This window comes from Lysobacter sp. Root916, from assembly GCF_001429785.1.
Classification (GTDB): domain Bacteria; phylum Pseudomonadota; class Gammaproteobacteria; order Xanthomonadales; family Xanthomonadaceae; genus Lysobacter.
In genome coordinates this window covers 937677-963851 of sequence record NZ_LMJF01000001.1, presented here as the reverse complement: position 1 = coordinate 963851, position 26175 = coordinate 937677, and the positions used below count along the sequence as shown (strand labels likewise).

Annotated in this window: 24 protein-coding genes; 13 read left to right on the top strand and 11 right to left on the bottom strand. The window is 70.0% G+C overall.

The annotated features are described in order from the left end of the window. Positions 1 to 196 precede the first annotated feature (196 nt). Positions 197 to 1462 (top strand): MFS transporter, encoded by a 1266-nt coding sequence (locus ASE35_RS04540; RefSeq protein ID WP_235569990.1) that lies wholly within the window; start codon positions 197 to 199, stop codon positions 1460 to 1462. Between the two features lie 79 nt (positions 1463 to 1541). Here ASE35_RS04540 and ASE35_RS04535 read toward each other — a convergent pair whose 3' ends face one another. The 3 genes from ASE35_RS04535 to ugpC are packed head-to-tail and all read right to left on the bottom strand — an operon-like array spanning position 1542 to position 3639. Next, a complete protein-coding gene (locus ASE35_RS04535; RefSeq protein WP_057163077.1) occupies positions 1542 to 1964 on the bottom strand; it encodes an SMI1/KNR4 family protein in 423 nt (140 codons plus the stop codon). A gap of 37 nt (positions 1965 to 2001) precedes the next feature. After that, a complete protein-coding gene (locus ASE35_RS04530) occupies positions 2002 to 2496 on the bottom strand; it encodes a hypothetical protein (protein ID WP_057163076.1) in 495 nt (164 codons plus the stop codon). 30 nt (positions 2497 to 2526) lie between these two features. Further along, complete coding sequence (gene ugpC, locus ASE35_RS04525; RefSeq protein WP_057163075.1) at positions 2527 to 3639, bottom strand: sn-glycerol-3-phosphate ABC transporter ATP-binding protein UgpC; 1113 nt, start codon at positions 3637 to 3639, stop codon at positions 2527 to 2529. Between the two features lie 124 nt (positions 3640 to 3763). Between ugpC and ASE35_RS04520 the strand changes: the two genes are divergently transcribed. The 4 genes from ASE35_RS04520 (at position 3764) to pgl (ending at position 8352) form a co-directional block, all read left to right on the top strand. Continuing rightward, entirely contained in the window at positions 3764 to 5137 is a 1374-nt protein-coding gene (locus tag ASE35_RS04520; RefSeq protein ID WP_057163074.1) for a GH1 family beta-glucosidase, read from the top strand. 30 nt (positions 5138 to 5167) lie between these two features. Beyond that, positions 5168 to 6592 carry a glucose-6-phosphate dehydrogenase gene (gene zwf / locus ASE35_RS04515; protein ID WP_057163073.1) on the top strand — a complete coding sequence of 475 codons (1425 nt, stop codon included), beginning with the start codon at positions 5168 to 5170 and terminating at the stop codon, positions 6590 to 6592. Then, positions 6589 to 7575 carry a glucokinase gene (gene glk, locus ASE35_RS04510; protein WP_056174422.1) on the top strand — a complete coding sequence of 329 codons (987 nt, stop codon included), beginning with the start codon at positions 6589 to 6591 and terminating at the stop codon, positions 7573 to 7575. Before zwf ends, glk begins: the two co-directional genes overlap by 4 nt. An 87-nt stretch (positions 7576 to 7662) precedes the next feature. Beyond that, positions 7663 to 8352 carry a 6-phosphogluconolactonase gene (gene pgl / locus ASE35_RS04505; RefSeq protein ID WP_057159203.1) on the top strand — a complete coding sequence of 230 codons (690 nt, stop codon included), beginning with the start codon at positions 7663 to 7665 and terminating at the stop codon, positions 8350 to 8352. Between the two features lie 600 nt (positions 8353 to 8952). Here the strand turns inward: pgl and serS are convergent. Continuing rightward, entirely contained in the window at positions 8953 to 10245 is a 1293-nt protein-coding gene (gene serS, locus ASE35_RS04500) for a serine--tRNA ligase (RefSeq protein WP_057163072.1), read from the bottom strand. Positions 10246 to 10397: 152 nt separating this feature from the next. On the opposite strand from serS, the gene ASE35_RS04495 reads away from it, so the two are divergent. Continuing rightward, positions 10398 to 11051: an energy transducer TonB gene (locus ASE35_RS04495; RefSeq protein WP_082576258.1), complete on the top strand. Its 654-nt coding sequence runs from the start codon at positions 10398 to 10400 to the stop codon at positions 11049 to 11051. 103 nt (positions 11052 to 11154) lie between these two features. Then, a complete protein-coding gene (locus ASE35_RS04490) occupies positions 11155 to 11730 on the top strand; it encodes an energy transducer TonB (protein ID WP_057163071.1) in 576 nt (191 codons plus the stop codon). A gap of 142 nt (positions 11731 to 11872) precedes the next feature. On the opposite strand, the gene ASE35_RS04485 is transcribed toward ASE35_RS04490, so the two are convergent. From ASE35_RS04485 to serC, 5 genes are all read right to left on the bottom strand, one after another. Then, entirely contained in the window at positions 11873 to 13372 is a 1500-nt protein-coding gene (locus ASE35_RS04485; protein ID WP_057163070.1) for an O-antigen ligase family protein, read from the bottom strand. Positions 13373 to 13678: 306 nt separating this feature from the next. Next, positions 13679 to 14998: a 3-phosphoshikimate 1-carboxyvinyltransferase gene (gene aroA / locus ASE35_RS04480; RefSeq protein WP_057163069.1), complete on the bottom strand. Its 1320-nt coding sequence runs from the start codon at positions 14996 to 14998 to the stop codon at positions 13679 to 13681. After that, the gene (gene hisC, locus ASE35_RS04475) at positions 14995 to 16164 is read right to left on the bottom strand and encodes a histidinol-phosphate transaminase (protein WP_200943937.1); all 1170 of its coding nucleotides are present in this window, start codon (positions 16162 to 16164) and stop codon (positions 14995 to 14997) included. Before hisC ends, aroA begins: the two co-directional genes overlap by 4 nt. Further along, positions 16161 to 17357 carry a prephenate dehydratase gene (gene pheA, locus ASE35_RS04470; protein ID WP_057163068.1) on the bottom strand — a complete coding sequence of 399 codons (1197 nt, stop codon included), beginning with the start codon at positions 17355 to 17357 and terminating at the stop codon, positions 16161 to 16163. Before pheA ends, hisC begins: the two co-directional genes overlap by 4 nt. Before the next feature lie 276 nt (positions 17358 to 17633). Next, positions 17634 to 18719, bottom strand: a complete 1086-nt coding sequence (serC, locus tag ASE35_RS04465; RefSeq protein WP_056174408.1) for a 3-phosphoserine/phosphohydroxythreonine transaminase — start codon at positions 18717 to 18719, stop codon at positions 17634 to 17636. A 182-nt stretch (positions 18720 to 18901) separates the two neighbouring features. Here serC and msrP point away from each other — a divergent pair, with 182 nt between their 5' ends. Both msrP and msrQ read left to right on the top strand, forming a co-directional pair. Continuing rightward, positions 18902 to 19870, top strand: coding sequence for a protein-methionine-sulfoxide reductase catalytic subunit MsrP (gene msrP, locus ASE35_RS04460; protein ID WP_056174406.1), 969 nt, complete (start codon positions 18902 to 18904; stop codon positions 19868 to 19870). Positions 19871 to 19937: 67 nt separating this feature from the next. Beyond that, positions 19938 to 20555 (top strand): protein-methionine-sulfoxide reductase heme-binding subunit MsrQ, encoded by a 618-nt coding sequence (gene msrQ / locus ASE35_RS04455; protein WP_056176555.1) that lies wholly within the window; start codon positions 19938 to 19940, stop codon positions 20553 to 20555. On the opposite strand, the gene ASE35_RS04450 is transcribed toward msrQ, so the two are convergent. Beyond that, a complete protein-coding gene (locus ASE35_RS04450; protein WP_157489261.1) occupies positions 20524 to 21324 on the bottom strand; it encodes an FHA domain-containing protein in 801 nt (266 codons plus the stop codon). The two genes, msrQ and ASE35_RS04450, sit on opposite strands and share 32 nt — an antisense overlap. 123 nt (positions 21325 to 21447) lie before the next feature. Here ASE35_RS04450 and ASE35_RS04445 point away from each other — a divergent pair, with 123 nt between their 5' ends. Next, positions 21448 to 21723 (top strand): polyhydroxyalkanoic acid system family protein, encoded by a 276-nt coding sequence (locus ASE35_RS04445; RefSeq protein WP_056174401.1) that lies wholly within the window; start codon positions 21448 to 21450, stop codon positions 21721 to 21723. Between the two features lie 267 nt (positions 21724 to 21990). Here the strand turns inward: ASE35_RS04445 and ASE35_RS04440 are convergent, their stop codons facing one another. Further along, positions 21991 to 22713, bottom strand: coding sequence for a hypothetical protein (locus ASE35_RS04440; RefSeq protein ID WP_056176553.1), 723 nt, complete (start codon positions 22711 to 22713; stop codon positions 21991 to 21993). Between the two features lie 132 nt (positions 22714 to 22845). Here ASE35_RS04440 and ASE35_RS04435 point away from each other — a divergent pair, with 132 nt between their 5' ends. The 3 genes from ASE35_RS04435 (at position 22846) to ASE35_RS04425 (ending at position 26162) form a co-directional block, all read left to right on the top strand. After that, on the top strand, positions 22846 to 24096 hold the full coding sequence (locus ASE35_RS04435; protein WP_057163067.1) for a patatin-like phospholipase family protein: 1251 nt from the start codon (positions 22846 to 22848) through the stop codon (positions 24094 to 24096). Between the two features lie 212 nt (positions 24097 to 24308). Beyond that, on the top strand, positions 24309 to 24902 hold the full coding sequence (locus ASE35_RS04430) for a phasin family protein (protein ID WP_057163066.1): 594 nt from the start codon (positions 24309 to 24311) through the stop codon (positions 24900 to 24902). Positions 24903 to 25205: 303 nt separating this feature from the next. Beyond that, positions 25206 to 26162, top strand: coding sequence for a restriction endonuclease (locus tag ASE35_RS04425; protein WP_056174390.1), 957 nt, complete (start codon positions 25206 to 25208; stop codon positions 26160 to 26162). Positions 26163 to 26175: the final 13 nt, after the last annotated feature.

The window sequence follows — 26175 nt, the reverse complement described above, 5'->3', positions numbered from 1 at the left end:
ATGCGATGCTCGCTCCGTCGCGTTCGACCGCCGCGCGCCGCCCGGCGCGCGGTTTTCGAAGCCCGTTCGCGACGCGCTCCCGGAATCGCCGCCTGCGCAAGCCCTCCCCCCAAGGCGCAGGCGGCCTCCGCGACCGTCGCGAACGGTCTTTTTCTTCACAGCGCCCGGCCGCGACGGCCGTGCGCAGGAGCAGCGCATGAGCCCTACCGGCAGCCACCGCGGCCGCATGATCCTGGCGATGGTGTTGACCTACATGGTGTTCGCGGTGCTGCTCAACAGCGTCGGCACCGTGATCCTGCAGGCGATCCAGGGTTTCGGCGTGGACAAGGCCGAGGCCAGTTTCCTGGAAGCGTTCAAGGACCTGCCGATCGCGATCGTGTCGTTCCTGACCGCCTCCCTGCTGCCGCGCCTGGGCTATCGGCGCGCGATGATCCTGGGCCTGAGCCTGGTCGCCGCGGCCTGCGCGCTGATGCCGCTGTTCCACGCGTTCTGGGCGACCAAGCTGCTGTTCGCGACCGTCGGCGCCTCGTTCGCGCTGGCCAAGGTCGCGGTGTATTCCTCGATCGGCCTGCTCACCGACGGCAAGCAGCAGCACGCCAGTCTGACCAGCACCATCGAAGGCTGGTTCATGGTCGGCGTGCTCGCCGGCTATTGGCTGTTCGCGAGCTTCATCAATCCCGAATCGCCCGCCGATCCGCGCTGGCTGCGGGTGTACTACGTGATCGCCGCGGTCGCCGCCGCGACCGCGCTGCTGCTGGCGGGCAGCCGCCTGGACGAATCCGCCGCGCGCGACGACCATGCGCCGGGCCAGGCCTTCTTCGACATGTTCCGCCTGATCGCGCAGCCGCTGATCGGCGTGTTCCTGGCCTCGGCCTTCCTGTACGTGCTGATCGAACAGAGCATCGGCACCTGGCTGCCGACCTTCAACCGCGAAATCCTGCACCTGCCCACGACCATGAGCGTGCAGGCCGCGAGCATCTTCGCCGTGTCGCTGGCGCTGGGCCGGCTCGGCGCCGGCCTGCTGCTGCGGCGCGTGCCCTGGCATTGGCTGCTGATCGCCTGCGTGCTGGCGATGGGCGCGCTGGTGCTGCTGGCGTTGCCGCTGGCCGCGGGCCTGCGCCCGGATCCGAACGCCAGCTGGACCCACGCCCCGGTCGCGGCCTATGTGTTCCCGTTGATCGGCTTGTTCATGGCGCCGATCTATCCGGCGATCAATTCGGTGGTGCTGAGCGCGCTGCCGAAGTCGCGGCACGCCGCGATGACCGGCCTGATCGTGGTGTTCTCGGCGTTGGGCGGCACCACGGGCTCCTTCATCACCGGCCAGCTGTTCGCGCGCACCGGCGGCGAGACCGCGTTCTATCTGTCGCTGGCGCCGATGGCCCTGTTGCTGCTCGCGATCGTCGGCCTCAAGCGCCAATCCTTGCGCGCCGACGCGGCCCTGGCCGCGCAAGGTGCCGCCTGAGGCACAGGGTGGTTATCGGCAACGACGGAGCGTCGCGCCGTCGCGCAGGTCAGGCGCCGCAGCGATCGTCCCGCATCGTTCAGGAACACGACGCGTCGCGCTCGCCCAGCGTGCGCCCGCCGAACGCCAGCAGTAGCTGCTCCAGCGATCGCGCCGACACCGTCAGCTCGTTCTCGTCCATGCAGCCCATGCCGACCTCGTACACCGTGGACTGGTCGCCGCGCATCAGCAGCGCCCTACCGCCGCTGTCGTCGCCGATCATCACATAGCCGGGCAGATAGACCTGCACTTCGTAATCGGCATTGCGCGGGCCGATCGCAGCCAGTTCCAGCAGCGCCAGCCGGCCTTGCGTATGCAGGCCATCGCTGAGGCGCAGCAGCGCCGCGTAGTCGCCCGGCAGGCGAAAGGCCAGCTCCGCTTCGGCCGCGGCGATCGCCTGGACGTCGCATCCGGGATTCAGGGCATACAGCGCCGCCAGGCGCGGGCGAGCGATCGTGAGCAAACCGGCTTCCTCTCCGTTTCCGTCGCGGGGTCGTCGCTCAGCGCAGCAGTTCGTAGCCTGTGCCCGCATCGTTGAAGCGATACTCGCAGCCCAGCAGCCGCGCCGTGATCAGGTAGGAGTGTTCGTCGTCGGTCGGGTATTCCTTGTACGGCAGGCTCTTGAGATCGATGGTCGCATCGGTCACCGGCTGGCCGTCGCGCATGTCCAATACCTTGCTGCCGACCTGGAACAGCGCCGGCCCGAGCGGCGCGATCGCGCGCACCTGCCGGTCCAGCAGGCGCCAGGGCCGCGGGTTGTAGGTCGCGGCCAGGAACTCGCCGCCGCTGCCGAGCAGGTTGCGCACCGCCAGGCCGGCGTCCTCGATGCCGTCCGGCGGGGTGTCATCCGCGCCGATGCGGTCGTACACGTCGTACAGATAGCCCCAGCCTCCGCGCGCCAGGGCGACGTAGCCATAAGCGTAGCCCGCGCCCTCGACCAGCGGCACGCAGAACATCGCGCCTTCCGGGATGGCCGTCGCCTGATCGATCCGCATGCGCCGCTCCTTGGGTGGGACTGTCCGCGCTCAGCCGGCGGCCGGCGCCGGGCGCAGGCTGCGCTCGGTGTCGGGGTCGAAGTAATGCATGCGCTCGGGCGCATAGCCCAGGTGCACGGTATCGCCCGGCGTGGGCAGGTCGTAGGGCGGCAGGCGCAGCACCAGGTCGCAGCCGCCGCAGCCCAGGTTGAGGAAGGCCTCGTTGCCGACCGGCTCCACCACTTCCACGCGCGCGGCCAGGCGCTCGGGCGCGGCTTCGGCCAGATGCATGTCCTCCGGCCGCAGGCCGACGGTGAGCTGGCGGCCGAGGTAGCCGCGCACGCTCTCGCGCAGCGATTCGTCGGGCTGCAGCGGCAGCTCCACGCCTTCGGCGATGCGCAGGCGCAGGCCGTCGCGTTCGATCACCTCGCCCCACAGCAGGTTCATTTTCGGACTGCCCAGGAAGGTCGCCACGAACAGATTGGCCGGATGCCGGTACAGCGCCATCGGCGTGTCGATCTGCTGGATCTTGCCGTCCTTGAGCACGACGATGCGCTGGCCCAGGGTCATGGCCTCGATCTGGTCGTGGGTGACGTAGACCATGGTGGTGCCGAGCTGACGGTGCAGGCGCGCGATCTCCACGCGCATGCCCATGCGCAGCTTGGCGTCCAGATTCGACAGCGGCTCGTCGAGCAGGAACACCTGCGGCTGGCGCACCAGCGCCCGGCCCAGGGCCACGCGCTGACGCTGGCCGCCGGACAGCGCCGCCGGCTTGCGCTGCAGCATCGATTCCAGCTCCAGCGTGGCCGCGGCCTCGTTCACGCGCGCCTCGATCTCGGCCTTGGACGCGCCGCGCAGCTTGAGGCCGAAGCCGAGGTTCTCGGCCACGGTCATGTGCGGGTACAGGGCGTAGCTCTGGAACACCATGGCGATGTCGCGGTCCTTGGGCGGGACCTCGTTGACCCGGCGCTCGCCGATGCGCAGCTCGCCGCTGCTGATCGTCTCCAGCCCCGCGATCATGCGCAGCAGGGTCGACTTGCCGCAGCCCGAAGGCCCCACCAGCACCAGCAGCTCGCCGTCGCGGATCTCGAAACTGGCCTCGTCGACGCCGACGAACCCGTTCGGATAGACCTTGCGCAGACGTTCAAGCGTGACCTTCGCCATGAATTCTCCCAATCGTGACCCCGGCCACGATGCAATTGTCGTCGCCCTGGGCTATTCTGCCATGTAACCGTTTACATGCACGCCGGCGCTCGAAACGGGCGCCCGCTCCGGAGACCAAACCGCGATGAGTCAAGTTCGTGTCTTTCCCGAGGGGTTCCTGTGGGGGGCGGCCACCGCCGCCCACCAGATCGAGGGTTCCCCGCTCGCCGACGGCGCCGGTCCCAGCATCTGGACCCGCTTCGCCCACACGCCGGGGATGACCCTCAACGGCGACACCGGCGACGTCGCCTGCGACCACTACCGGCGCTGGAAGGACGACGTCGCGCTGATGAAGCGCCTGGGCCTGCAGGCCTACCGTTTCAGCGTGTCCTGGTCGCGGATCCTGCCCGAGGGCACCGGCCGGGTGAACCAGGCCGGCGTCGACTTCTATTCGCGTCTGGTCGACGAACTGCTGGCCAACGGCATCGAACCCCTGCTCACCCTCTACCACTGGGACATGCCGGCGGCGCTGGACGACCGTGGCGGCTGGCTCAACCGCGACTGCGCCGACTGGTTCGCCGAATACGGCGGCGTGCTCTATCGCGCGCTCGACGGCCGGGTCAAGAAGTGGGTCACCCTCAACGAACCCTGGGTGATCACCGACGGCGGCTACCTGCACGGCGCGCTCGCGCCCGGCCACCGCAGCCGCTTCGAAGCCCCGATCGCCTCGCACAACCTGATGCGCGCGCACGGCGCCGCGGTCCAGGCCTACCGTGCGATCGGCCAGCACGAGATCGGCCTGGTGGTGAACATCGAACCCAAGTACGCCGCCACCGACAGCGCCGCCGACGCCGCCGCGGTCAAGCGCGCGCACGCCTACATGAACGAGCAGTACCTCGACCCCGCCCTGCTCGGCTCCTATCCGCCGGAGCTGCGCGAGATCTTCGGCGAGGCCTGGCCGGAGTGGCCGGCCGAGGACTACGCGCTGATCCAGCAGAAGCTCGATTTCGTCGGCATCAACTACTACACCCGCAGCGTCACCCAGGACGCGGTCAGCTACCCGCTCAACACCGGCGTGGTGCGCCAGCCCTCGGGCACCTACACCGAAACCGGCTGGGAAGTGTTCCCGCAGGGCCTCACCGACACCCTGACCTGGTTCAAGCAGCGCTACGGCGACATCCCGATGTACGTCACCGAGAACGGCGCGGCCTTCTTCGATCCGCCGGTGGCCGAGCCCGACGCCAGCGGCGAGCGCCGGGTGCGCGACCCGCTGCGCATGGACTATCTGCAAAAGCACCTCAGCGCGATCCACGACGCGATTCAGGCCGGCTGCGACATCCGCGGCTACATGGTGTGGTCGCTGCTGGACAACCTGGAATGGTCGCTGGGCTACTCCAAGCGCTTCGGCGTGGTCCACGTGAACTACGCGACCCAGGAGCGCACGCCCAAGGACAGCGCGAAGTGGTACTCGAACGTGATCGCGACGCATGGCCGTTCGCTGTCCGAGCCGTTACCTTAAGCGCTTCGATCCCGACCAGGCGGCGGCGCCATGCACGACACCCTGTTGCTGTTCGGCGCCACGGGTGATCTCGCCCAGCGCTATCTGTTCCCGTCGCTGATCCACCTCTGGCGCGACCGTCTGCTGCCGCCCGACTTCCGCCTGATCGCGGTCGGGCGGCAGGATCTGAGCGACGAGGACTTCCGCGCCTGGCTGCGCGAACGCATGGCGGCCGAAGCCGCCGACGACGCCGCGTCCGTGGACGGGCTGCTGCGCTGCATCGTCTATGTCGCGGTCGACCTGCGCGACACCGCCGCGATCGCGGCCGCGCTGCCGCGTTACGCCGACCGCCCCAGCGTGAGCTACCTGGCCACGCCGCCGGACCTGTTCGTGTCGGTGGCGCAAGGCCTGAGCGCGGCCGGCGTGCTCGCCGATCCCTCGCGTCTGGTCCTGGAAAAACCGATCGGCCGCGACCTGGCCTCGGCGCGCGAAATCAACGCCGCGCTGCGCGCCTGCCTGGACGAGTCGCGGATCTTCCGCATCGACCACTACCTGGGCAAGGCCGCGGTGCAGAACCTGCTGGCGCTGCGCCTGGGCAACACCTTGCTGGAAGCGGTGTGGCAGCACCGCTGGATCGAATCGGTCGACATCCTGGTCGCCGAGACCGCCGGCGTCGACGGCCGCGAGGAGTACTACGCCGGCTACGGCGCGCTGCGCGACATGGTCCAGAACCACATGTTGCAGTTGCTGGCGCTGATCGCGATGGAGCCGCCCTCGAATCTGGACGCCGACAGCATCCGCGAGGAGAAGCGCAAGGTGCTGCGCGCGCTGCGCCCGATGAACGCCGCCGACGCCGCGCGCGACACCGTGCGCGGCCGCTACGGCGCCGGCGTGGTCGAGGGCCGCGCGGTCAAGGGCTTCGTCCACGACGCGCCGGTGGAGACCTTCGTCGCCCTGCGCACCTATATCGACAATTGGCGCTGGGCCGGCGTGCCGTTCCGGCTGGTGACCGGCAAGCGCCTGGCCGCGCGCGCGACCGAAGTGGTGGTCTCGTTCAAGCCGGTCTCGCACTGGCTGTTCGAGCGCCCCGCGCGCGGGCGCGAACGGCCCAATCGCCTGCGCATGCGCCTGCAGCCCGACGAAACCGTCGAGCTGGGCCTGATGGGCAGCCTGGCCGCGCCCGAATGGGGCGCGCTGGAACTGCGGCCGATGTCGCTGGACCTGTCGATGTCGAACTCGCCGCAACGCCGCATCGCCTACGAACGCCTGCTGGTGGACGCGCTGCGCGGCAACCAGACCCTGTTCGTGCGCGACGACGAGGTCGAATCGGCCTGGCAGTGGATCGACAGCGTCGAACGCGCCTGGAGCGGCACCGCCCAGCCCGTGATCGAGTACCCGGCCGGCTCCTGGGGCCCGACCGAGGCCGCCGACTTCCTGCCGGCGACGCTGCGCCAGGGCCGCGGAGGCGAACCGTGAGCGCGTCCACGCCGGATACCTTGCTGGCCGATATCGGCGGTACCAATGCGCGTTTCGCCCTGGCCGCGCCGCAGCTCGAGCAGCCGCTGCGCGAGGACAGCGTGCAGGTGTTCTCGGTCGCCGACTTCCCGTCCCTGGCCGACGCCGCGCGCCACTATCTCGACCGCATCGGCGCCACGCCGAGCGAGGCCGTATTCGCGGTCGCCGGCCGCGTCGACGGCGACGAAGCGCGCATCACCAATCATCCCTGGGTGATCTCGGCCGCGCGCACGCGCCAGGCCCTGGGCCTGGAACGCCTGCAACTGGTCAACGATTTCGCTGCGCAGGCGATGGCGGTGTCCTTGCTGCGCGCGCAGGACGTGGTCGCGATCGGTGGCAACGCCTGGCGCGGCGCCGACGAGGAAGGCGACCGTACCTATGCGGTGATCGGCGCCGGCACCGGGCTCGGAGTGGGCGGACTGATCCGCCGAGACGGCCGCTACTACCCGCTGCAGACCGAGGGCGGGCACGTGAGTTTCGCGCCCGGCACGCCTGAGGAAATCGAAATCCTGCAGCGCCTGTCGGGCGAGTTCGGCCGCGTCTCCAACGAGCGCCTGGTCAGCGGCAGCGGCCTGGTCAATCTGCATCGCGCGCTCAGCCAGATCGCGGGCGAGGACCCGGGCCCGCTGCAGCCGGCCGACATCACCGCGATGGCGCGCGAAGGCGACGCGCGCTGCCTGCGCGCGATCGACGTGTTCTGCGCGGTGTACGGCGCCGCCGCCGGCGACCTGGTGCTGACCCTGGGCGCCTGGGACGGCGTATTCCTGCCCGGCGGGCTGGTGCCGCGCCTGATGCCCTGGCTGCAGCATTCCGGCTTCCGCCAGCGCTTCGAGCACAAGGGCCGCTTCTCGCCGGCCATGGCGCGTATCCCCACCCTCGCCGTCACCCATCCCCAGCCCGGCTTGCTGGGTGCGGCGGCTCTGGCCAGGCACACGCCACGTTGAGGTGGTTCGTGCGAAGATCGGGAGATGCTCGACGATACGTCGCCCGCCTCAGCCGCTCCTCCGGAGCCGGAAACGACACGCTATGTGATGCACGCACATCGGGGCCGCGATGTGTGGACCTGGGCGTGCGCGGTCGCGATCGCGGCCGAATTGCGCCGCGACCTGTCGCTGCGCCCGCGCGCGCGCCTGCTGTTGTCGGGCGGCAGCACGCCCGGCCCGGTCTATCGCGCGCTGGCCAAGGCCCCGCTGGAATGGAGCCGGGTCGACATCGGCCTGGTCGATGAGCGCTGGCTGCTGCCGGACGATCCCGACAGCAACGCGCGCATGGTCCGCACCCATCTGCTGCACGACCACGCCGCCGCCGCGCGCTTCGAGCCGCTGACCCTGGCCGGCCGCCGCATCGAGGACGCGGTCGCCGCCGCCAACGCCCACGCCCAACTCGGCGCCAGCGCCGCGGTGCTGGGCATGGGCGAGGACGGCCACACCGCCTCGCTGTTCCCCAACAGCCGCGACCTCGCGCGCGCGCTCGAGAGCCGTCAGGCCTATGTCGCCGTCGACGCCCGGGACGCCCCCGGCGCGCAACAGTGGCCGCGCCGCATCAGCCTGACCCCGGTCGGCCTGGCGCGCGTGCAGACCCGGCTGCTGCTGATCCAGGGCGAACGCAAACGCGAAGTCTTCGAAGCCGCGCTACGCAGCGGCGATGTGACGCGCTATCCGGTGCTGGCGGCGCTGGAGGCGGGGCATGGCGCGCCGTTGCATGTGCATTGGTGCGAGTGAAGCGTCGGAACGCAAAACGTTGGTGGCTGCATAGCTGGCTGGGTGAGGATTCGACCTCAGCGTTCTCTTCGTGTCAGCGAGGCACGGTATCGGGCTACTTGAGCTCGCCTGGCCGGTACGGCCACCTTGGCGCCTATAGCCGGCAGCTTGTTGGGCAAGAGTTTCGTTGTGACAGGTGAGGCGGGAGGCGGCGGCAACACGGTCACTTCGGCTCGTCATTCTCGCGGACGCGGGCTCCGCTTCGCTTTGGCGCAGTCGAACATCCAGCGACGTAGGATGCGGTGATAACCGCATAGCTTTTTTGCTCGTCATTCCCGCGAAGGCGGGAATCCAGTGACTTCAGCGCGATGCGCCGGTGTATCGCGAACTGACATCGAGCGAACGCAATCGGAGACATGCAGCGCGACGCGCCTCCGTTCGACTACGTCGTGGCTATAGATGAGTCCAAGTCACTGGATTCCCGCCTACGCGGGAATGACGAATCGGAATATTCGCGATGCGGCGTAGTACGCGTGCGGTGCGCCTTCGGCTTACCGCACCCTACAACGGCACGGTAGCGAGCGCTCGCTAGAGCGCCGCACCGTTACCTCGGCCGCCGCATCAATCGATGCGCTCAGCCCCACCCATATACGAGCGCAGCGCCTCGGGCACGGTGATCGAGCCGTCGGCGTTCTGGTAGTTCTCCATCACCGCGATCAGGGCGCGGCCGATGGCGACGCCGGAGCCGTTGAGGGTGTGCACGGGCTCGGGCTTGTCGGTGGCCGGGTTGCGCCAGCGCGCCTGCATGCGGCGGGCCTGGAAGGCCTCGCAGTTCGAGCACGAGGAGATTTCGCGGTAGTTGTCCTGGCTGGGCAGCCAGACTTCCAGATCGTAGGTCTTGGTCGCGGAGAACCCCATGTCGCCGGTGCACAGCAGCATGCGGCGGTACGGCAGGCCGAGTTGCTCCAGCACCACCTCGGCGCAACGGGTCATGCGCTCGTGCTCTTCGTAGCTTTCGTGCGGGCGCGCGATCGTGACCAGCTCGACCTTCTCGAACTGGTGCTGGCGGATCATGCCGCGGGTGTCGCGGCCGTGGCTGCCGGCCTCGGCGCGGAAGCACATCGAGTGCGCGGTCATGCGCAGCGGCAGCGCCGCGTCCTCGACGATCGCGTCGCGCACGATATTGGTCAGCGGCACTTCGGACGTCGGGATCAGATAGCGCTTGCTGGCCGCCTCGCCCTCGCCCACCGTGGTCGCGAACAGGTCGTCCTCGAACTTCGGCAGCTGGCCGGTGCCGCGCATCGAATCGGCATTGACGAGCAGCGGCACGTTGGTTTCTTCGTAGCCGTGTTCGTTGGAATGCAGGTCCAGCATGAACTGCGCGAGCGCGCGGTGCAGGCGCGCGAGCTGGCCGCGCAGCACGGTGAAGCGCGCACCCGACAGCTTGGCGGCGGTGTCGCCGTCCAGCCAGCCCTTGCGCGCGCCCAGTTCGACATGGTCCTTGACCGCGAAATCGAAGGCGCGCGGCGCGCCCCAGCGATGCTGTTCGACGTTGCCGGTTTCGTCGCGGCCGGCCGGGACCGACTCGTGCGGCAGATTCGGGATGCCCAACGCGATCGCCTCGATCTGACCGCGGATTTCGTCCAGGCGCAGTTCGCTGGCCTTGAGCTCGTCGCCGAAGCCGGCGACTTCGGCCATCAGCGCGGCCACGTCCTCGCCCTTGGCCTTGGCCTGGCCGATCGCCTTGGAGCGGGTGTTGCGCAGGTTCTGCAGTTCCTGGGTACGGATCTGGATCTGCTTGCGCTCGCTTTCCAGCGACTCCAGCGCGCTCGCGTCGAGTACGTAGCCGCGGCTATCGCGCAGGCGCGCGGCGAGTTCGGCGGGTTGCTGGCGCAGCAAAATAGGATCGAGCATGGCGGAACCGGTGGGGAAGCGGAGCGCGATTATCGCGTGCTTAACGCGTTCAGGGCCAATCGCGGCCGCAAACCGCGACCGGTTGCCGACGGATTAACCCCGTTAGAGGCAGAATGCGCTCAGCCACGTTCCCTATCCCCGCCGGATCCCGCATGTCGACACCGTCCCCCGCACCGTCCCGTCCCAGCCTCGATCTGGCTGCCTGGCGCCCCTCGCGCAAGGCCCTGTGGTGGGTACTGGGCGCGTTCGCGCTCGGTCTGATCCTGTTCGCCCTGGTATGGTCGCGCAGCGGCGAGTACGACTTCTATCGCGCCGACGGGGTCGCCCCGCCGACCGCGGCCGGCCCCAACTACGCGCCCTTGCCGGCGCCGATGTCGGGCAACGAGGGCAGCGGCGTCGGTCCCGCGCCGCAGTCCGCGCCGCCCCGCGGCAGCGATCAACCGCGCCTGGTCGAGACCGCGCCTCCGCCGCCGGCCGATGCCGCGATCCCCGCGAGCCCGCAGACCCCGGCGCCGGCCGCGGTGGCCAGTTCCGACCCCAAGCCGATCCCGGGCCAGAATCCCGCGCCGCGCTACCCGCCCCAGGCCCTGCGCCGCGGCGAAAGCGGCACCGTCACGGTACGCGTGCAGATCGGCGCCGACGGTGTGCCGACCGACGTCAGCGTGGGCACCACCAGCGGCTCGCGCATGCTCGATCGCGCCGCCCAGGATGCGGTCCGGCGCTGGCGTTTCCGCCCCGCCCTGGCCAACGGCCAGCCGGTCAGCGGCACCGTGATGGTCCCGATCACATTCGATGCCAGTCGCTGAACGCGTAACGCCCTGACCCCCTCCGCCTCACTCGCCGCTAACACCGGCGTGGGGAAAGTCGGATCGCCACCCGGAACACCGGGGACGACCCGAGGAGGGACACATGACGGACAACACGCTGGACCATCGCGACACTCAACCGCAAGCCACCGCGGACGCCGCCGAGCCTGCGCGCAACCGTACCGGCCTCTGGCTGCTGGTGCTGCTGGCTGCGATCCTGCTGATCTGGTACCTATTGAGCCAACGTGCGCCGCTACCGGTGCCGATGCCGCCGGATGCCTCGATCGCGCCGGTTCCGACCGACACCACGCCCGCGACCACGCCCGAAGGCGACGCGCGCAAGCCGGTCGCGAGCGCGGCCAAGCCCAAGCCGACCAAGCCGGCGATCGCCGCCCCGCGTGAGACCGCGCCGGAACGCATCGCCAGCCGCAGTCCCGAACCCGAGTACCCCGCCACCGCGCTGCGTCGCGGCGAGGGCGGCGACGTACTGCTGCGGGTGAACGTGGGCGCCGACGGCGTGCCGGGCGAGATCGACTTCGTCCGCCGCAGCAGTTCGCGCGAGCTCGACCGCGCCGCCCAGGACGCGGTGCGCCGCTGGCGCTTCGAACCGGCCACGCGCAACGGCAAGGCCGTGCCGGCGGTCGTGGAAGTGCCGATCGAGTTCAAGCCGCAGGCCTGAGCGCGATCCAGACCCAACGGTCCTGAGCCGTAGGACCGCGCAATCGGGGGAGAGCGGGCTCCGGCCGCCACGACGGCGGCCGGAGCGATGCAAGAAGTGCGAATGCGGACGCACCCGCCGTCAACGAACCCGCTACCGACGCTCAGCCGCGAGCGCCCTGCCCGGCTTCGCTGCGCCGGCGGATCAAGCCCCAGGCCAGACAGGCGCCGAACAGGAACTCCAGCGGCGCACGGCCGTATTCGAAACGCCACAGCAGCGAATCGAAATTGTTCGCTACCAGGACGATGCCGACGCTGCCGGTCAGCGCCCAGAACCCCGCCAACGGCATCAGGCCGCGCCGCCAGGCCAGCAAGGCCTCGCGCAGCAACAGCGCGAACGCGACCGCCAGCAGCAGCGTGCCCAGCGCGCCCAAGCCCACCAGCGCGTCCAGATAGGTGTTGTGCAGATGCATGTGATGCTGACCGGCCATGTCGCGCCGGCTCTCGGCGATCAGCGACGGCGTGCTGCGCAGGCCCCAGCCCAGCAACGGCCGCTCCAGCCACTTCTCCATGCCCAGCTTGTACAGGGCCATGCGCACGCTCACGGCCTTGTTGTTGACCTGGGTCTGCTGGGCCGCGATCGCAGTCGGGATCGGTGCGGCGACAGGCGCCGCGGGCGTGGCGGCAGGCGTCGCGACGGGCGCGGCAGGAGCCGCCGGCGCCGGCGTGGGCGCGATCGCGACGGTGCCCGCGGCCGCGGCCTGCTGGGCCTCGCTGACCACGGTCTCGGAGCCGGCGAAGCGCAGGCTGATCAGATCGCGGGCCGCGAACAGCAACAGGGCCGACACCAGCGCCGCCGCGATCGCGGGCACCAGCGCGCCATAGCCGCCGCGGCCGCGGCGCAGCGCCCAGGCGTAGCCCAGCACCACCGGCGGCAGCACCGCCGCGAAGGCCAGCCAGGCGCCGCGCGACTGCGAGAACAGCAGCAGGCAGAAGCAGCCCACATAGGCGAGGAAGCCGATCGCCAGGGCCAGGCCGCGCCCGCGTTCGCGCCGCCGTGCCCACAGCGCCATCGACAAGCACAATGCCAGCCAGCCGCCGACCGCGGCGAGTTGGCCGCTCAGGTTTTCCGGAATCCCCAGGTCCGGGCGCAAACGCCCGTTCCACAAGGCATCGGCCTGGGTCCACGGCAGGTAGATCAGCGCCGACAACAGCAGGCCCAGGCCCATCAGCACGACCAGGCGCGGGATCGCGCGCGGCATCAGCGACAGCCACCAGCCGGTCACGCAGGTGAATACGGCCAGTCGCACCAACTTGCCCGCAGTCGACAACTGCGCCGACAGCGGTATGTCCGGCATCACGCTCACCGCCGCGTAGACCGCCTGCACCACCACGAACACGATCAGCAGCAGCAGCGCGCGCACCGCCGGCTGCGCCGCCAGTTCGCGCCAGGGGCGGCGGCCGGCGCAAACCATCAGCAGCAGGAGCACGCCCGCGCCCAGCTCCGGCCGCAGATACAGGCCAATGTCGGTCAGCGAGAAGAAGGCCTGGTAGGCCAGCGCGAACAGCGCGACCCGGCGCAGCCACGGCGGCAGATCGGCGGCGGCCTCGGAGTACAGAGCCATGCCCGCGCCTTCCGCACGGGCGCGCGATGCACGGTTCATGGCGAGCGCATCCTCAGCCATGCGCGATCGCCGCCGGCATCGCAAAATCGCTCGACGTCCGCACGTGCACGCGCGTGGCTGGCGTCGTCGAGCCGCATCGGGGTTGCTGCATCGCTTGCGTCCTCTCGTAAATCGCGCCGGGCCTGGCGCGAACCACGTGATGACCGTCGCGCCGCGGGGGCGGTGGACGACGGCCGTTACCTCCTTGTTCGCACATCCGGGTGCGTACGTCGGCCGATCGAGCGCCGCCGGCGGCGCGATTCGATCGGTCGACGAAGTCTAGCGAAACCCGGCTTCGCTGCCTGTCTACAAACCAAACGCCGTACGCAGTTCGAAGCCGCAGCCGCGCGCCAGGCCGTCGAAGTTCGGAAACGACGTCGCCACATTCTCGACATCGCCGATCCGGACGTCGCCGCGCGCGCGCTGCGCCGCCACCGCGAAGCTCATCGCGATGCGATGGTCGCCGTGGCTGTCGACCGCGCCGCCCTGCAAGGCGCCGCCGTCGATGATTGCGCCGTCCGGCGTCTCTTCGATTTGTGCACCAAGAATGCGTAACCCTTGTGCCATGGTCGCGATACGGTCCGACTCCTTGACTCGCAGTTCGGCCGCGCCGGAGATCCGGCTGCGCCCTTGCGCGCAAGCCGCCGCCACGAACAGAGCCGGGAACTCGTCGATCATGTCCGGCACCAGCGCCTCGGGCACCTCGACGCCGTGCAGCGGCGCGTAGCGCACGCGCAGATCGGCGACCGCTTCGCCGCCCTCCGCGCGCGCATGCTCCTCGACGATGTCGGCACCCATCAGGCGCAGGGCCGCGAGCAGGCCGGTGCGGCGCGGGTTCATGCCCACCGCTTCCAGCAACAGCTCCGAGCCCGGCACCACGCTGGCCGCGACCAGGAAGAACGCGGCCGAGGAGAAATCCGCGGGCACCGCGACCTGGGTCGCGCGCAGCGCGTGGCCGCCGCTGAGGCGCGCATAGCCGGGCGAGAACTCGATCGGCCAGCCGAACGCGGCCAGCATGCGCTCGGTGTAGTCGCGGGTCGGGTGCGGTTCGCGCACCACGGTCTCGCCTTGCGCGTACAGGCCGGCCAGCAGCAAGGCCGACTTCACCTGCGCGCTCGCCACCGGCAGGGTGTAGTCGATGCCCTGCAGGCCGCGTCCGCCGTGGATGCGCAGGGGCGGCAAGCCGCCGGCCTTGCTGTCGATGCGCGCGCCCATCGCCGCCAGCGGCTCGGTCACGCGCCGCATCGGCCGCTTGGACAGCGATTCGTCGCCGATCAAAACCGAATCGAAACCCTGCCCCGCCAGCACGCCCGCGAGCAAACGCATGCCGGTGCCGGCGTTGCCGCAGTCCAGCGCCTGCGCGCTCGCGCGCAGACCGTGCAGGCCGACGCCATGGACGATGCGCTCGCTGGCGCTGGGCGTTTCGATGCGCACGCCCAGTCGCTCGAACACGCGCGCGGTGGCGCGGGTGTCCTCGCCTTCCAGGAAGCCGGTGACGCGAGTGACGCCCTCGGCCAGCGCGCCCAGCATGACCGCGCGATGCGACACCGATTTGTCGCCGGGGACGCGCAGCGTGCCGCGCAGCGGCGCGCCGGGCGCCGCGATCCAGGTCTGGCCCGCGCTCATGCGCGCACCGCGTCCAGCGCGGCCAGCAAGCGGCGGTTTTCGTCGGCGTCGCCGACGGTGATACGCAGACAGTCGCCCAGGCCGTAGCCGCCCATCGGGCGCAGCACCACGCCGCGCGCGATCAGTTCGGATTCGATGCGCGCGGTATCGGCGCCGAATTCGACCAGGACGAAATTGGTCTGCGAGGGGAACACGCGCAAGCCGCGTTCGCGCAATGCGGCGCTCAGCGCGGCGCGCTGCTCGGCGTTGCGCGCGCAGGCCGATTCCAGATAGGCCTCGTCGGCCAGCGCGGCCTCGCAGGCGGCCAGCGCGGGCCCGTTGACGTTGAAGCTCTCGCGCAAGCGCTCCATCACCGCGACCAGGCCTGGCGCAGCCAGCAGATAGCCCACGCGCAGTCCGGCCAGGCCGTAGGCCTTGCTGAAGGTGCGGGTCACGATCAGGTTCGGATGCGCGCCCAGCAACGCGACCGCGCTGGCGAAATCGGCGGCCTCGCCGCGGTCGACCATCTCGGCGTAGGCCTCGTCCATCACCACCAGGGTCTCGGCCGGCACCCGCGCCAGGAACGCCTGCAGCGCCGCGCGATCGAACCAGGTGCCGGTGGGATTGTTGGGGTTGGCCAGGTAGACCAGGCGCGTCCGCGGCCCGATCGCGTCGGCGATCGCGTCCAGATCGTGGCCGGCCGGCATCGCCGCGTCGCGCGGCAGCGCCTCGACGATGCGCATGTCCGCGCCGGCGGCCTGGGTGGCCAGCGCGAACACCGCGAAGCCGTAGCGCGAGAACGCCACTTCGCTGCCCGGCGCGGCGAACACCTGCGCCAGTTGCATCAGCAGTTCGTGGGAGCCGTTGCCGAGCAGGATCTGCGCGCCGCTCACGCCGTGCTTGGCGGCCAGCGCGCGCTTGAGATCGGCGCCCAGCGGATCGGGATAGCGGTGCAGCTGATCCAACTGCGCCAATGCCGCCGCGCGCGCGCGCGGCGACGGGCCGTAGGGGTTTTCGTTGGAGCCCAGCTCGACCAGCTGCGCGGCGCCGAACTTGCGTCGCAGCGCGACCAGATCGTGGCCCGGGTCGTAGGCGCGCAGGCGCTGCACGCCCGCCTGCGCGCGCGCGGCGAACCAGGCCTCGTCATAGGCCGGCGTCGCCGCTGGCAAGGACGGCGCCGCGCTCACGCGATCGCGACCGGGTAGGAGCCCAGCACCTTGACTTCGTGCGCCAGCTCTTCGAGCTCCTCCAGCGCCTCGCGCATCGCCGGTTCCTGGACGTGGCCGCCGATGTCGACGAAGAACGCGTACTGCCAGCGGCCGGTATGGCCCGGACGCGACTCGATGCGGTTCATGCTCAGGCCGCGCTTGGCGAACGGCGACAGCACGTTGTAGAGCGCGCCGGGCTGGTCCTTGATGAAGATCAGCAGCGAGGTGCGGTCGTTGCCCGAAGGCGTGAACAGCTCACGTCCGATCACCAGGAAGCGGGTGGTGTTGTCGGGGCGGTCCTCGATCGGGCCGGCCACGTTCTTCAGGCCGTAGACGTTGCCGGCGCTGGCGCCCGCGATCGCGGCTGCGTCGTCGGCGTTGCGCGCGCGGCGCGCGGCCTCGGCGTTGCTGGCCACCGCGATCTTCTCGGCCTTGGGCAGGTACTGGCGCAGCCAGGCCTTGCATTGGGCGAAGGACTGCGGATGCGAGTAGACGCGCTCGATGTCCTCGATACGGCCGCTGCGCGAGAGCAAGTGCTGGTGCACGCGCAACTCGACTTCGCCGGAGATCTTGAGCTTCGAGGTCAGGAACATGTCCAGGGTCGACTGGATCGTGCCCTGGGTGGAGTTTTCCACCGGCACCACGCCGAAATCGGCGTTGCCGGCTTCGACCTCCTGGAACACCTCCTCGATGCTGGACAGCGGCAGGCCGTGGATCGAGTGGCCGAAATGCTTGAACACCGCCTGCTGCGAATGCGTGCCCTCCGGGCCGAGGAAGCCGATCTTGAGCGGCTCCTGCTGGGCCAGGCAGGCCGACATGATTTCGCGGAACAGCCGCACCAGCACTTCGTCGTTGAGCGGGCCGTCGTTGCGGTCGACCACGCGGCGCAGCACCTGGGCCTCGCGCTCGGGGCGGTAATAGTCCACCGCCGCCGCCAGCTTGCCCTTGGCCTTGCCGACCTGGTTGGCGAACTGGGCGCGCTCGGCGATCAGCTGCTGGATGTGCTGGTCGATGCCGTCAATGCGGGTGCGCAGGGTCGGGAGGTCGAGTGCGGGCGGCTCGGGCGTGGGCTCGGGGACGGCGGGCTTGAGCTTCGCGGCTTTGGCCGGTTTGGCGGCGGCCTTGTTCGGCTTCGGCTTCGGCGGCGCGGGCTTGGTGGGGTTCTTTGCCATGGTTGTCTCGTGGGTCCGGGGGGCTCGGCCGGAGGTGGTGCTGAGGTACGAGGATCTTTGAGGGTTACGAAAATCTACGACGCGAGCTGGAGTTCTAGGCTGCCGTCCATGGCGAGACTAGCTCGCTTGAGGACCGTCCGGCCCGGCCATCCATGGCCGTGCGTTCGCTACCGTAGTCGATGCCGATAGGGCATCGACTGAGCACGGCTGCTCACCCATGGCCGGGCGTTCGCCACCGCAACCGATGCCAATGAGGCATCGGTTAAGCGCGGTGGCTCACCCATTCCGCTGCTGGAAGTCCTGCATGAAGGTCGCCAGCGCCTGCACGCCTTCTTCCGGCATCGCGTTGTAGATCGAGGCGCGCATGCCGCCCAGGGCGCGGTGGCCCTTGAGCGAGATCAGGCCGGCGGCCTCGGCTTCCTTCAGGAACGGCTTGTCCAGCGCTTCGTCCTTGAGGAAGAACGGCACGTTCATGCGCGAGCGCGCGGCGGCCGCGACCTCGTTGCGATAGAAACCGCCGGAGTTGTCGATGGTCTGGTACAGCAGCGCCGACTTGCGCGCGTTGCGCTGGGCGAACTCGGTCACGCCGCCCTGCGCGATCATCCACTTGAACACCAGGCCGGCCAGGTACCAGTTCCAGGTCGGCGGGGTGTTGAGCATGGACTCGCCCTTGACGTGGGCGCGGTAGTCGAGGATCTCGGCGCGCGGCTGGCCGGCGCGCTCGAGCAGGTCGCGACGCACGATCACCACGCTCACGCCGACCGGGCCCAGGTTCTTCTGCGCGCCGGCGTAGATCACGCCGAACTTGGACACGTCCAGCGGCTCGGACACGATGCTGGAGCTGAAGTCGCCGATCAGCGGCACGTCGCCGGTCTGCGGAATGTCGCGGAACTCGACGCCGTGGATGGTTTCGTTGGCGGTGTAGTGGACGTAGGCGGCGTCCTTGGACAGCTGCCACTCGCCGTAGGCCGGGATGTCGCGATAGCCGCCAGCTTCACCATCGGCGACCACCTTGGCGTTGACGTAGGGCTTGACCTGCTTGAGCGCGGTCTTGCCCCAGTGGCCGGTCACCGCGTAGTCCACGGTCTGGCCCGGGGCGGCGAAATTCAGCGCGATCAAGGCCTGCTGGGTGGTCGCGCCGCCCTGCAGGAACAGCACCGCATAGTCCGCGGGGATCGACATCAGCGTGCGCAGGTCGGCTTCGGCCTCCTGCGCGACCTGCAGGAACTCCGGCCCGCGGTGGCTCAGCTCGACGATCGAGGCGCCGACGCCATGCCAGTCCAGCATTTCGGCCTGGGCCTGCTGGAGGACGGCTTCGGGCAAGGTCGCGGGGCCGGCACTGAAGTTGAACGCGCGGGACATCGGGTGCTCCGTGGGAGTGGGGTTGGAGCCCAAGTATGCCGCAGTGCAACACTTGCGCGCGCCTTGGTTACCCGCGCAACTTTTACCCCTCCGGCTGCCTCTATATGGCTAACCCGGCCGTATCTCCCGTACGACCCCGCGACGGTTCCCGCCGCACCCGCTTCCTGCAGGAGTCAGCTCCAATGGCATTGCGCGACGCCTTTACCCTCCCCGCCCGCGAAATCACCGACGAAACCGTCTACCGCGAGCGCCGGCGCCTGCTGGCCGCATTCGCCGCCGCACCCGCGCTGGGCCTGGCCGGCTGCGCCGATGCCGAGCCCCCGCCCGCGCCCAAGACCGCGATCACGCCCGCGCAGGCGGCCTCGGGCTTCCGCACCGACGAAACCCTGACCCGCTACGAGGACGTCACCAGCTACAACAACTACTACGAGTTCGGCACCGGCAAGGCCGATCCCGGCAAGGCGCCCAAGACCCTGCGCACCCGGCCCTGGACGGTCGCCGTCGGCGGCGCCTGCGCCAAGCCCGGCGCCCTGGCCCTGGACGACCTGCTCAAGGGCCTGACGCCGCAGGAGCGCATTTACCGCCTGCGCTGCGTGGAAGGCTGGTCGATGGTGATCCCCTGGCTGGGGGTGCCGCTGGGCGAGGTGCTCAAGCGCTTCCAGCCGACCTCAAAGGCCAAGTACGTGGCCTTCACCACCCTGGCCGACCGCAAGCAGATGCCGGGCCTGGCCTACCCCGCGCTGGACTGGCCGTACCGCGAAGGCCTGCGCATCGACGAAGCCATGCATCCGCTGACCCTGCTGGCGACCGGCCTGTACGGCAAGCCGCTGCCGCAGCAGAACGGCGCGCCGCTGCGGCTGGTGGTGCCGTGGAAGTACGGCTTCAAGAGCATCAAGTCGATCGTCGCGATCACCTTCGTCGAGAAGATGCCGTTCACCAGTTGGAACGACGCCCAGTCCAGCGAGTACGGTTTCTTCTCCAACGTGAACCCCAACGTCGATCACCCGCGCTGGACCCAGAAGAGCGAACGCCGCATCGCCGGCACCGCCAGCAAGCTGTTCGCCGAGCGCATCCCGACCCGGCCGTTCAACGGCTACGGCGACCAGGTCGCGTCCATGTACGCTGGCATGAACCTCAAGCAGTGGTTCTGAGCGCATGAACGACCGCACTCCGGCCGCCGCCGCGCGGCCGGCGCCGCGCCGCGCCGCATCCAAGGCCATGATCGCGGCCAAAACCCTGGTCCACCTGCTCGCGCTGACCCCGGCGGCGATCCTGGCCTGGCAGATCCGCGAAGAGTTCCTGACCGGCAGCGGCGGCCTCGGCGCCGACCCGGTCGCCGAGATCGAGCACCGCCTGGGTCTGTGGGCGCTGCGCTTGCTGTTGCTGACCCTGGCGATCACGCCGCTGCGCCAGCTCAGCGGGCAAGCGGTGCTGATCCGGTTCCGGCGCCTGCTCGGCCTGTACGCGTTCTTCTATGCCTGCCTGCATTTCGCCGCCTACCTGGTCCTGGACCTGCGCGGCTACTGGACCCAGATCTTCGAGGAGATCCTCAAGCGGCCCTACATCACCGTCGGTTTCCTGGCCTGGCTGCTGCTGGTGCCGCTGGCGCTGACCTCGACCCAGGCCGCGATGCGCAAGCTGGGCCGGCTCTGGGGCCGGCTGCATCAGCTCATCTACGCGATCGCAGTGCTGGCGGTGCTGCACTTCTGGTGGCTGGTGAAGTCCGACATCCGCGAGCCGCTGCTGTACGCGGCGATCCTGGCCGTGCTGCTGGGCTGGCGGGTGTGGAAGAAGCTGCGCGCGCTCAGCTCGCGCCGTACAGCAGCAGCAGGCTGAGCGCGGCGGCCAGCAACGCGGCCGCCAATAACAGCCACGGCATGCGCCGCACCGACGACGGCAGGGCCGCGGCCGGGCGCGTGCGCTCTTCGGCCTCGAATTCGACCGGATGCGGGGTATGCGGCGGCTCGCCGCCGCCGCCGCGGCTGGGCGCTTCGATCACGAAGCGGTGCTGCGATTCCAGCACCAGTTGATCGCCAGGCCGCAGCAGCGCGTTGCGTACCGAGCGGCCGTTGACCAGGCTGCCTTCCACCGAACCCATATCGCGCAGGACCACGCCGTCGGCGTGCGCTTCCAGGCGCGCGTGGCGCTCGGCGAAGGAGGCGTCGTCGATGCGGATATCGCACTCGCTGGCGCGGCCGATGGTGCGCGGCTTGTCCAAGGGATAGCAGCGGCCGTGATGCGGACCGGCGATGCCGCGGATCACCAGACGGCTCTCCGGCGCCTCGCCGAAACCATAGTCGGCCGGGGCCGGCAAGGGCTCGCCGGCGAGCAACAGCAGTTCGACGCCGTCCAGGAAGATCGTGTCGCCCGCGCGCAGCATCGCCATGCGCCGCACCGGGCGGCCGTTGACGTGCAGGCCGCGCACGCCTTCGCGCACCTGCAGCCATACGCCGCGACGGTCCACGCACACCTGTGCGACCGCGTCCGCGCCGTCGCGGACCAGGGCAGTGCGACCGTCGGCGTCGCGGCCGATCGCATGCACGCCCGGGCTCAGGGCCAGGTCGGCATGTTCGCGGTTGGGGTATCGCAGTCTTAGGCTTTCCACGCAGCGGAAATCTAGCATGCTGCGCGGCCATCACGCACACCGCATCGACGGCCGCTGTCGGCGCACTCTTGGATGCGGCGCGTCACGCCCGCACAATAGGCGGACCCTGGGAGGGAACCGTTTATGTCGAGCATCGATATCCGCCACGATCATTCGCTGACGCCGTCCAAGGCCCGCAAAGCCGTCGAAGAGGTGGCGGAAAAGCTGGCCGAACGCTTCGGCATCGAGTACGACTGGGCCGGCGACACCCTCAACTTCGCCCGCAGCGGCGTCGACGGCAAGATCGCGCTGGGCCCCAAGCAGCTGCGCGTGACCGCGAGCCTGGGCTTCCTGCTGGGCGCGCTCAAAGGCCCGATCGAAAGCGAGATCCGGCGGGTGTTGGACGAGCGCTTCAAGTAAGACGAGCGCGGCGGCGCTAGCGCCGCTGCGCGGCTTCGACTCGGGGGATCGTCCTCGAGTTGCGTTGCGTGATTCGGGCGCCGCAGGTCTGGCGCTCTTGGTCTGACCTAGTCGCCAAGCACGACGTCGTCATCTCGCGCAGTCATACGAGTCGCACGCAGTCACGCGCAGTCCCGCGCGGCCACAGCCACCCGGGCGCGCCCCGAAGTGACCTCGCGGTCGTCCTGAGCGGGCTCGCCCCCAACCGACAGATCTAGCAAGCCCGCCCTACTCCAACCCCGGAAACGGGTCCGGATCGCCCTCGAACAGGCGCTGCGCGACCTCGCGTTCGTCCTCTTCGATCTCGGCGATGAACTCGCGCACGTCGCCCAACTGGCCGAAGGCCGCGAAGCCGCGTTCGAGAAAGCCCTGCAACTCCGCCACGCCGGCCGCCTTGGCCGGTCCGCGCGAGAGTTTCAGCAAGGTCGCCACGCCCGGCATCCGCACCGCCCGTCCCAGGCCCAGGCCGACGCGTCCGATCAGGTCGATCTGGTGCCCGCGCAGGCGCGGCAGGCCGCAGTCGCGGTAGGCCAGCGCGTACAGGGCCGCGTCCAGGCGCCGGCGCCGCGGCGCCAGGGTCTGCAGGCGCTGGGCCATGCGCAGGTCGAAAGCGTGGGTGAGCAGCCCCAGCTCGATCGCGTCGGCGACCGTGCTCAACAGCGCCGAGGGCAACAGCCGCTGCATCATCGGCAGCACCCGCGCGATGTCGGCGTCGCGGCGGCTGAAGTCGTGGTCGTTGTAGACGTCGCTGAGGAAGAACTGCGCCGCCGGGCGCCGTCGTGGGTCGCGCAGGAAGCGGTCGAAGCTGGCCTCCAGGCGCCAGGCCTGCCACGCGCGTACCTCGGGCAACCAGCGCAAGCCGTTGCGCGACTCCTGTCGTGGGTCGTGCAGGGCCTGATGGCGCGCCAGCAGGTCGCTCAGGCGGGCGGAAAGGTCGGTCGTCCTGGACATCGAGCGCATGATCGCGGCCGCGGCCGGCTGCCGCAACCGCCCCTGGCTACGACCAAAGTCGCGGCGTCTGGCGTGCCCGCCGCGGTCGGCTACACTCGCGGGATACTCCTCCGCACGGTCGCCGCTCACCTCATGCTGTCACTCCATTCCGCCCAGCAACGGGCGCGTAGCACCGGCGCGCCGGCCAAGATCGGCCTGGCCATTGCCGGCGGCGGTCCGATCGGCGGCATGTACGAACTGGGGGCGCTGCGCGCGTTGGACGAAGCCCTGGAGGGCCTCGACCTGACCCGCCTGGATTGCTACGTCGGCGTCAGCAGCGGCGCCTTCCTGGCCGCGGGCCTGGCCAACCGCATGGACACCGCCGAGATGTGCCGGATCTTCATCACCGGCGACAGCGACGACGTCCAGTTCCGGCCCGAGACCTTCATGCGGCCGGCCTTCTTCGAATACATGAAGCGCGCCGCGAGCTTCCCGCGCCTGGCCACGCAGTGGTGGCGCGAGCTGCTGTTCTCGCCGCGCGAGGCGCGCTGGTCGGACCTGATCACCCGCTTCGGCGGCCTGATCCCGAACGGCCTGTTCGACAACGGCGAGGTCGAGCGCTTCCTGCGCGAGGTCTTCACCCGGCGCGGCCGCAGCAACGATTTCCGCGAACTCGATGCGCGCCTGTACGTGGTCGCGGTCGACATCGACAGCGGCGACGCGGTGCGCTTCGGCGGCGACGACTGGAACGACGTCCCGATCTCCAAGGCGGTCCAGGCCAGCGCCGCCCTGCCCGGTCTGTACCCGCCGGTGAATATCCGCGGACGCCATTTCGTCGACGGCGCGCTGCGCCGGACCATGCATGCCTCGCTGGTGCTGGAACAGGGCATCGACCTGCTGATCGGCATCAATCCGCTGGTGCCGTTCAACCACAACCACGGCGGCGCGCCGGTGGCCGAGGACAACAGCCTGGCCGCGGGCGGCCTGCCGGCGGTGCTGTCGCAGACCTTCCGCACCCTGCTGCAATCGCGCATGCAGGTCGGCCTGGCGCGCTACGCCCAGCAGTACCCCAACATCGACCAGTTGGTGTTCGAGCCCAATGCCGAGGACGGCGAGCTGTTCTTCACCAACGCCTTCAGTTTCTCGGCGCGGCGGCGGATCTGCGAGATCGCCTACCGCAACACCCTGGCCGACCTGCGCCAGCGCGCCGATGCCCTGCGACCGGTGCTGGCCGCGCACGGCATCCGCCTGCGCGAGGAGGTCCTGGCCGATCCGCAGCGCTCGGTCCTGGACGGCATCGCGCCGCCCTCGCGCGACACCGAAACCACCGCACGCCTGCGCCGGGCGCTGGACGATGTCGACCATTTGGTGACGAGCCGTCGCAAGCGCGCCAGGGCCAAGTAGCCGTAGGGTGCGGTGATGACCGCACCGGCACGGAGGTTCGGTTCGGCGCGATGATGCGGTTCGCCTTCGGCTCACCACATCCTACGGGCTGGCAGCGCCGGCTTCGCTGATTTTCGTCGGCCTTGGCCGCGCGTCCCGTCCAATGGTGTGAAAACTCTAGACAGCGCGCCCATCGTGCAGTGACATCGAATTCACGCCCGCTTGGAGGGCACATGGCCAAGTTCAAGAAGAACGCTAAGAAAACGACGGCCGGCAAGGCCAGCAGCAGCGCCCAGGAGCAGGCCGAGCGCCTGTCCAAGACCCTGAGCGAATCCGCGCAGCAGATCTGGCTGGCCGGCGTCGGCGCGTTCGGTCGCGCCCAGGCCGAGGGCACCAAGCTGTTCGAAGGCCTGGTCAAGGAAGGCCTGAACCTGGAGCAGACCGCGCGCAAGTTCACCGGCGGTCAGGCCGATGCCCTGCGCGACGTGGTCGAGTCCAAGGTCGGTCACGCGCGCGAGCGCGCCGCCGACACCTGGGACCGCCTGGAGAAGGTGTTCGAAGAGCGCGTGCAGCGCGCCCTGGTCAAGCTGGGCGTACCGGGCCGCGACGACCTCGCCGGCCTCAGCCAGCGCGTCGACACCCTGACCGCCGAACTGCGCCGCCAGGGCGGCAAGCCCGCCGCCAAGCGCGTCGCCGCCAAGCCGGCCCCGGCCAAGAAGGCCAGCGCCGCAAAGAAGGCGCCGGCCAAGAAGCCGGCCGCCAAGAAGGCCGCGAGCAAGGCGCCGCGCAAGTCGATCGCCAAGCCCAAGCCGCCGGTCGCTCCCTGATCCACCCCAGCCGGGCGGTCCGCCGCCCGGCCGCAGCGCTTCAATGCTCCAGCTCGCGCGCCTGAACGCCGGCCGCGCGACCCGCTAAGCCCGCCAGTCCGTCGCTCCGTATGCTCCCCTCCCCTTACGGTTTCGGACTGGCGGGCTTTCTTTGTCCGCCGCCCGCGGGCGCCCGCGTTTCTGTGGAAACCGGCGCCGATCTGTGTTCGCGGTGTGGCCGCTCGCGCATAGCGTGAGCCACGGCCGCAGCTGAAGGTGCCGAGTGGCGTATATTTTGCGCCCCACATTCGGCCTGAGGCCTGCATGTCCAATGCTGTTTCGCTGCTGACCGCGCTCCTGACCGCCGTGCTGGCCGGCGGCGCGATCACGGCCTATCTGTGGTTGTACCGCCGTCGCCGCGCCGAGACCAAGGCCGGCATCGACGCCCTGGCGACCATGCGCTGGCGCGAATTCTCGCGCCTGGTGGTGGAAGCCCTGCAGCCGCGCGGCTTCGAACCCGAATCGGTCGAGCAGACCCTGGAACGCGGCACCCAATCCGAGGAGCTGCGCCTACAGCGCGACGGCCGCCCCTGGCTGCTGGCCTGCAAGCAGGGCCATGCCGACTACCAGGTCAGCGCCGCGGTGGTGGCCGAGTTCGCCAACGCGGTGCGCTTCGCCGGCGCCAGCGGCGGCGTGCTGGCCACGCCCGGCCGGATCGCCGACGTCGAAGTGCGCGGGACCGAACTGGAACGCTACGACGGCCCCGCGCTGTGGGCGCTGGTGCGCCCGCTGCTGCCGGAGTCGCTGCGCAACGACCTGACCGCGAGCACGCGCAAGCGGGTGATGCGCGAGACCCTGTTCGGCTGGGCCGCGGCGATCGTGCTGGGCGCGCTGGCGAGCCTGCTGCTGCCGGATCCGCCGCGTAACCTCGACGCCGCGCCGGTGGCGCCCATCGCCGCCGCTCCGGCCGCTGCCGCGCCGCCGGCCGCCACCGCCGAACCGGTGCTGACCGCGCCCGCGCCGGCCGACCCGAATCGCGAGCAATACGAACGCGCCGAAGTGATGCGCATGGTCTCGTCGCTACCGAACGTGGAGCGCGCGTTGTGGTCGACCTCGTCGACGCTGCTGGTGTACCAGCTGCGCGAGGACGACCAGACCGACGCCAAGGAGATCTGCACCATCCTGGAGCGCTACGCCTTCCTGCGCTCCTCGCGTCTGCAACTGCAGCCGCCGCCGGGCAGCGACAAGCGGGTGCGTTTCCTGCAGTGCAAGACTTACTGAGCGCGTTCGTCTG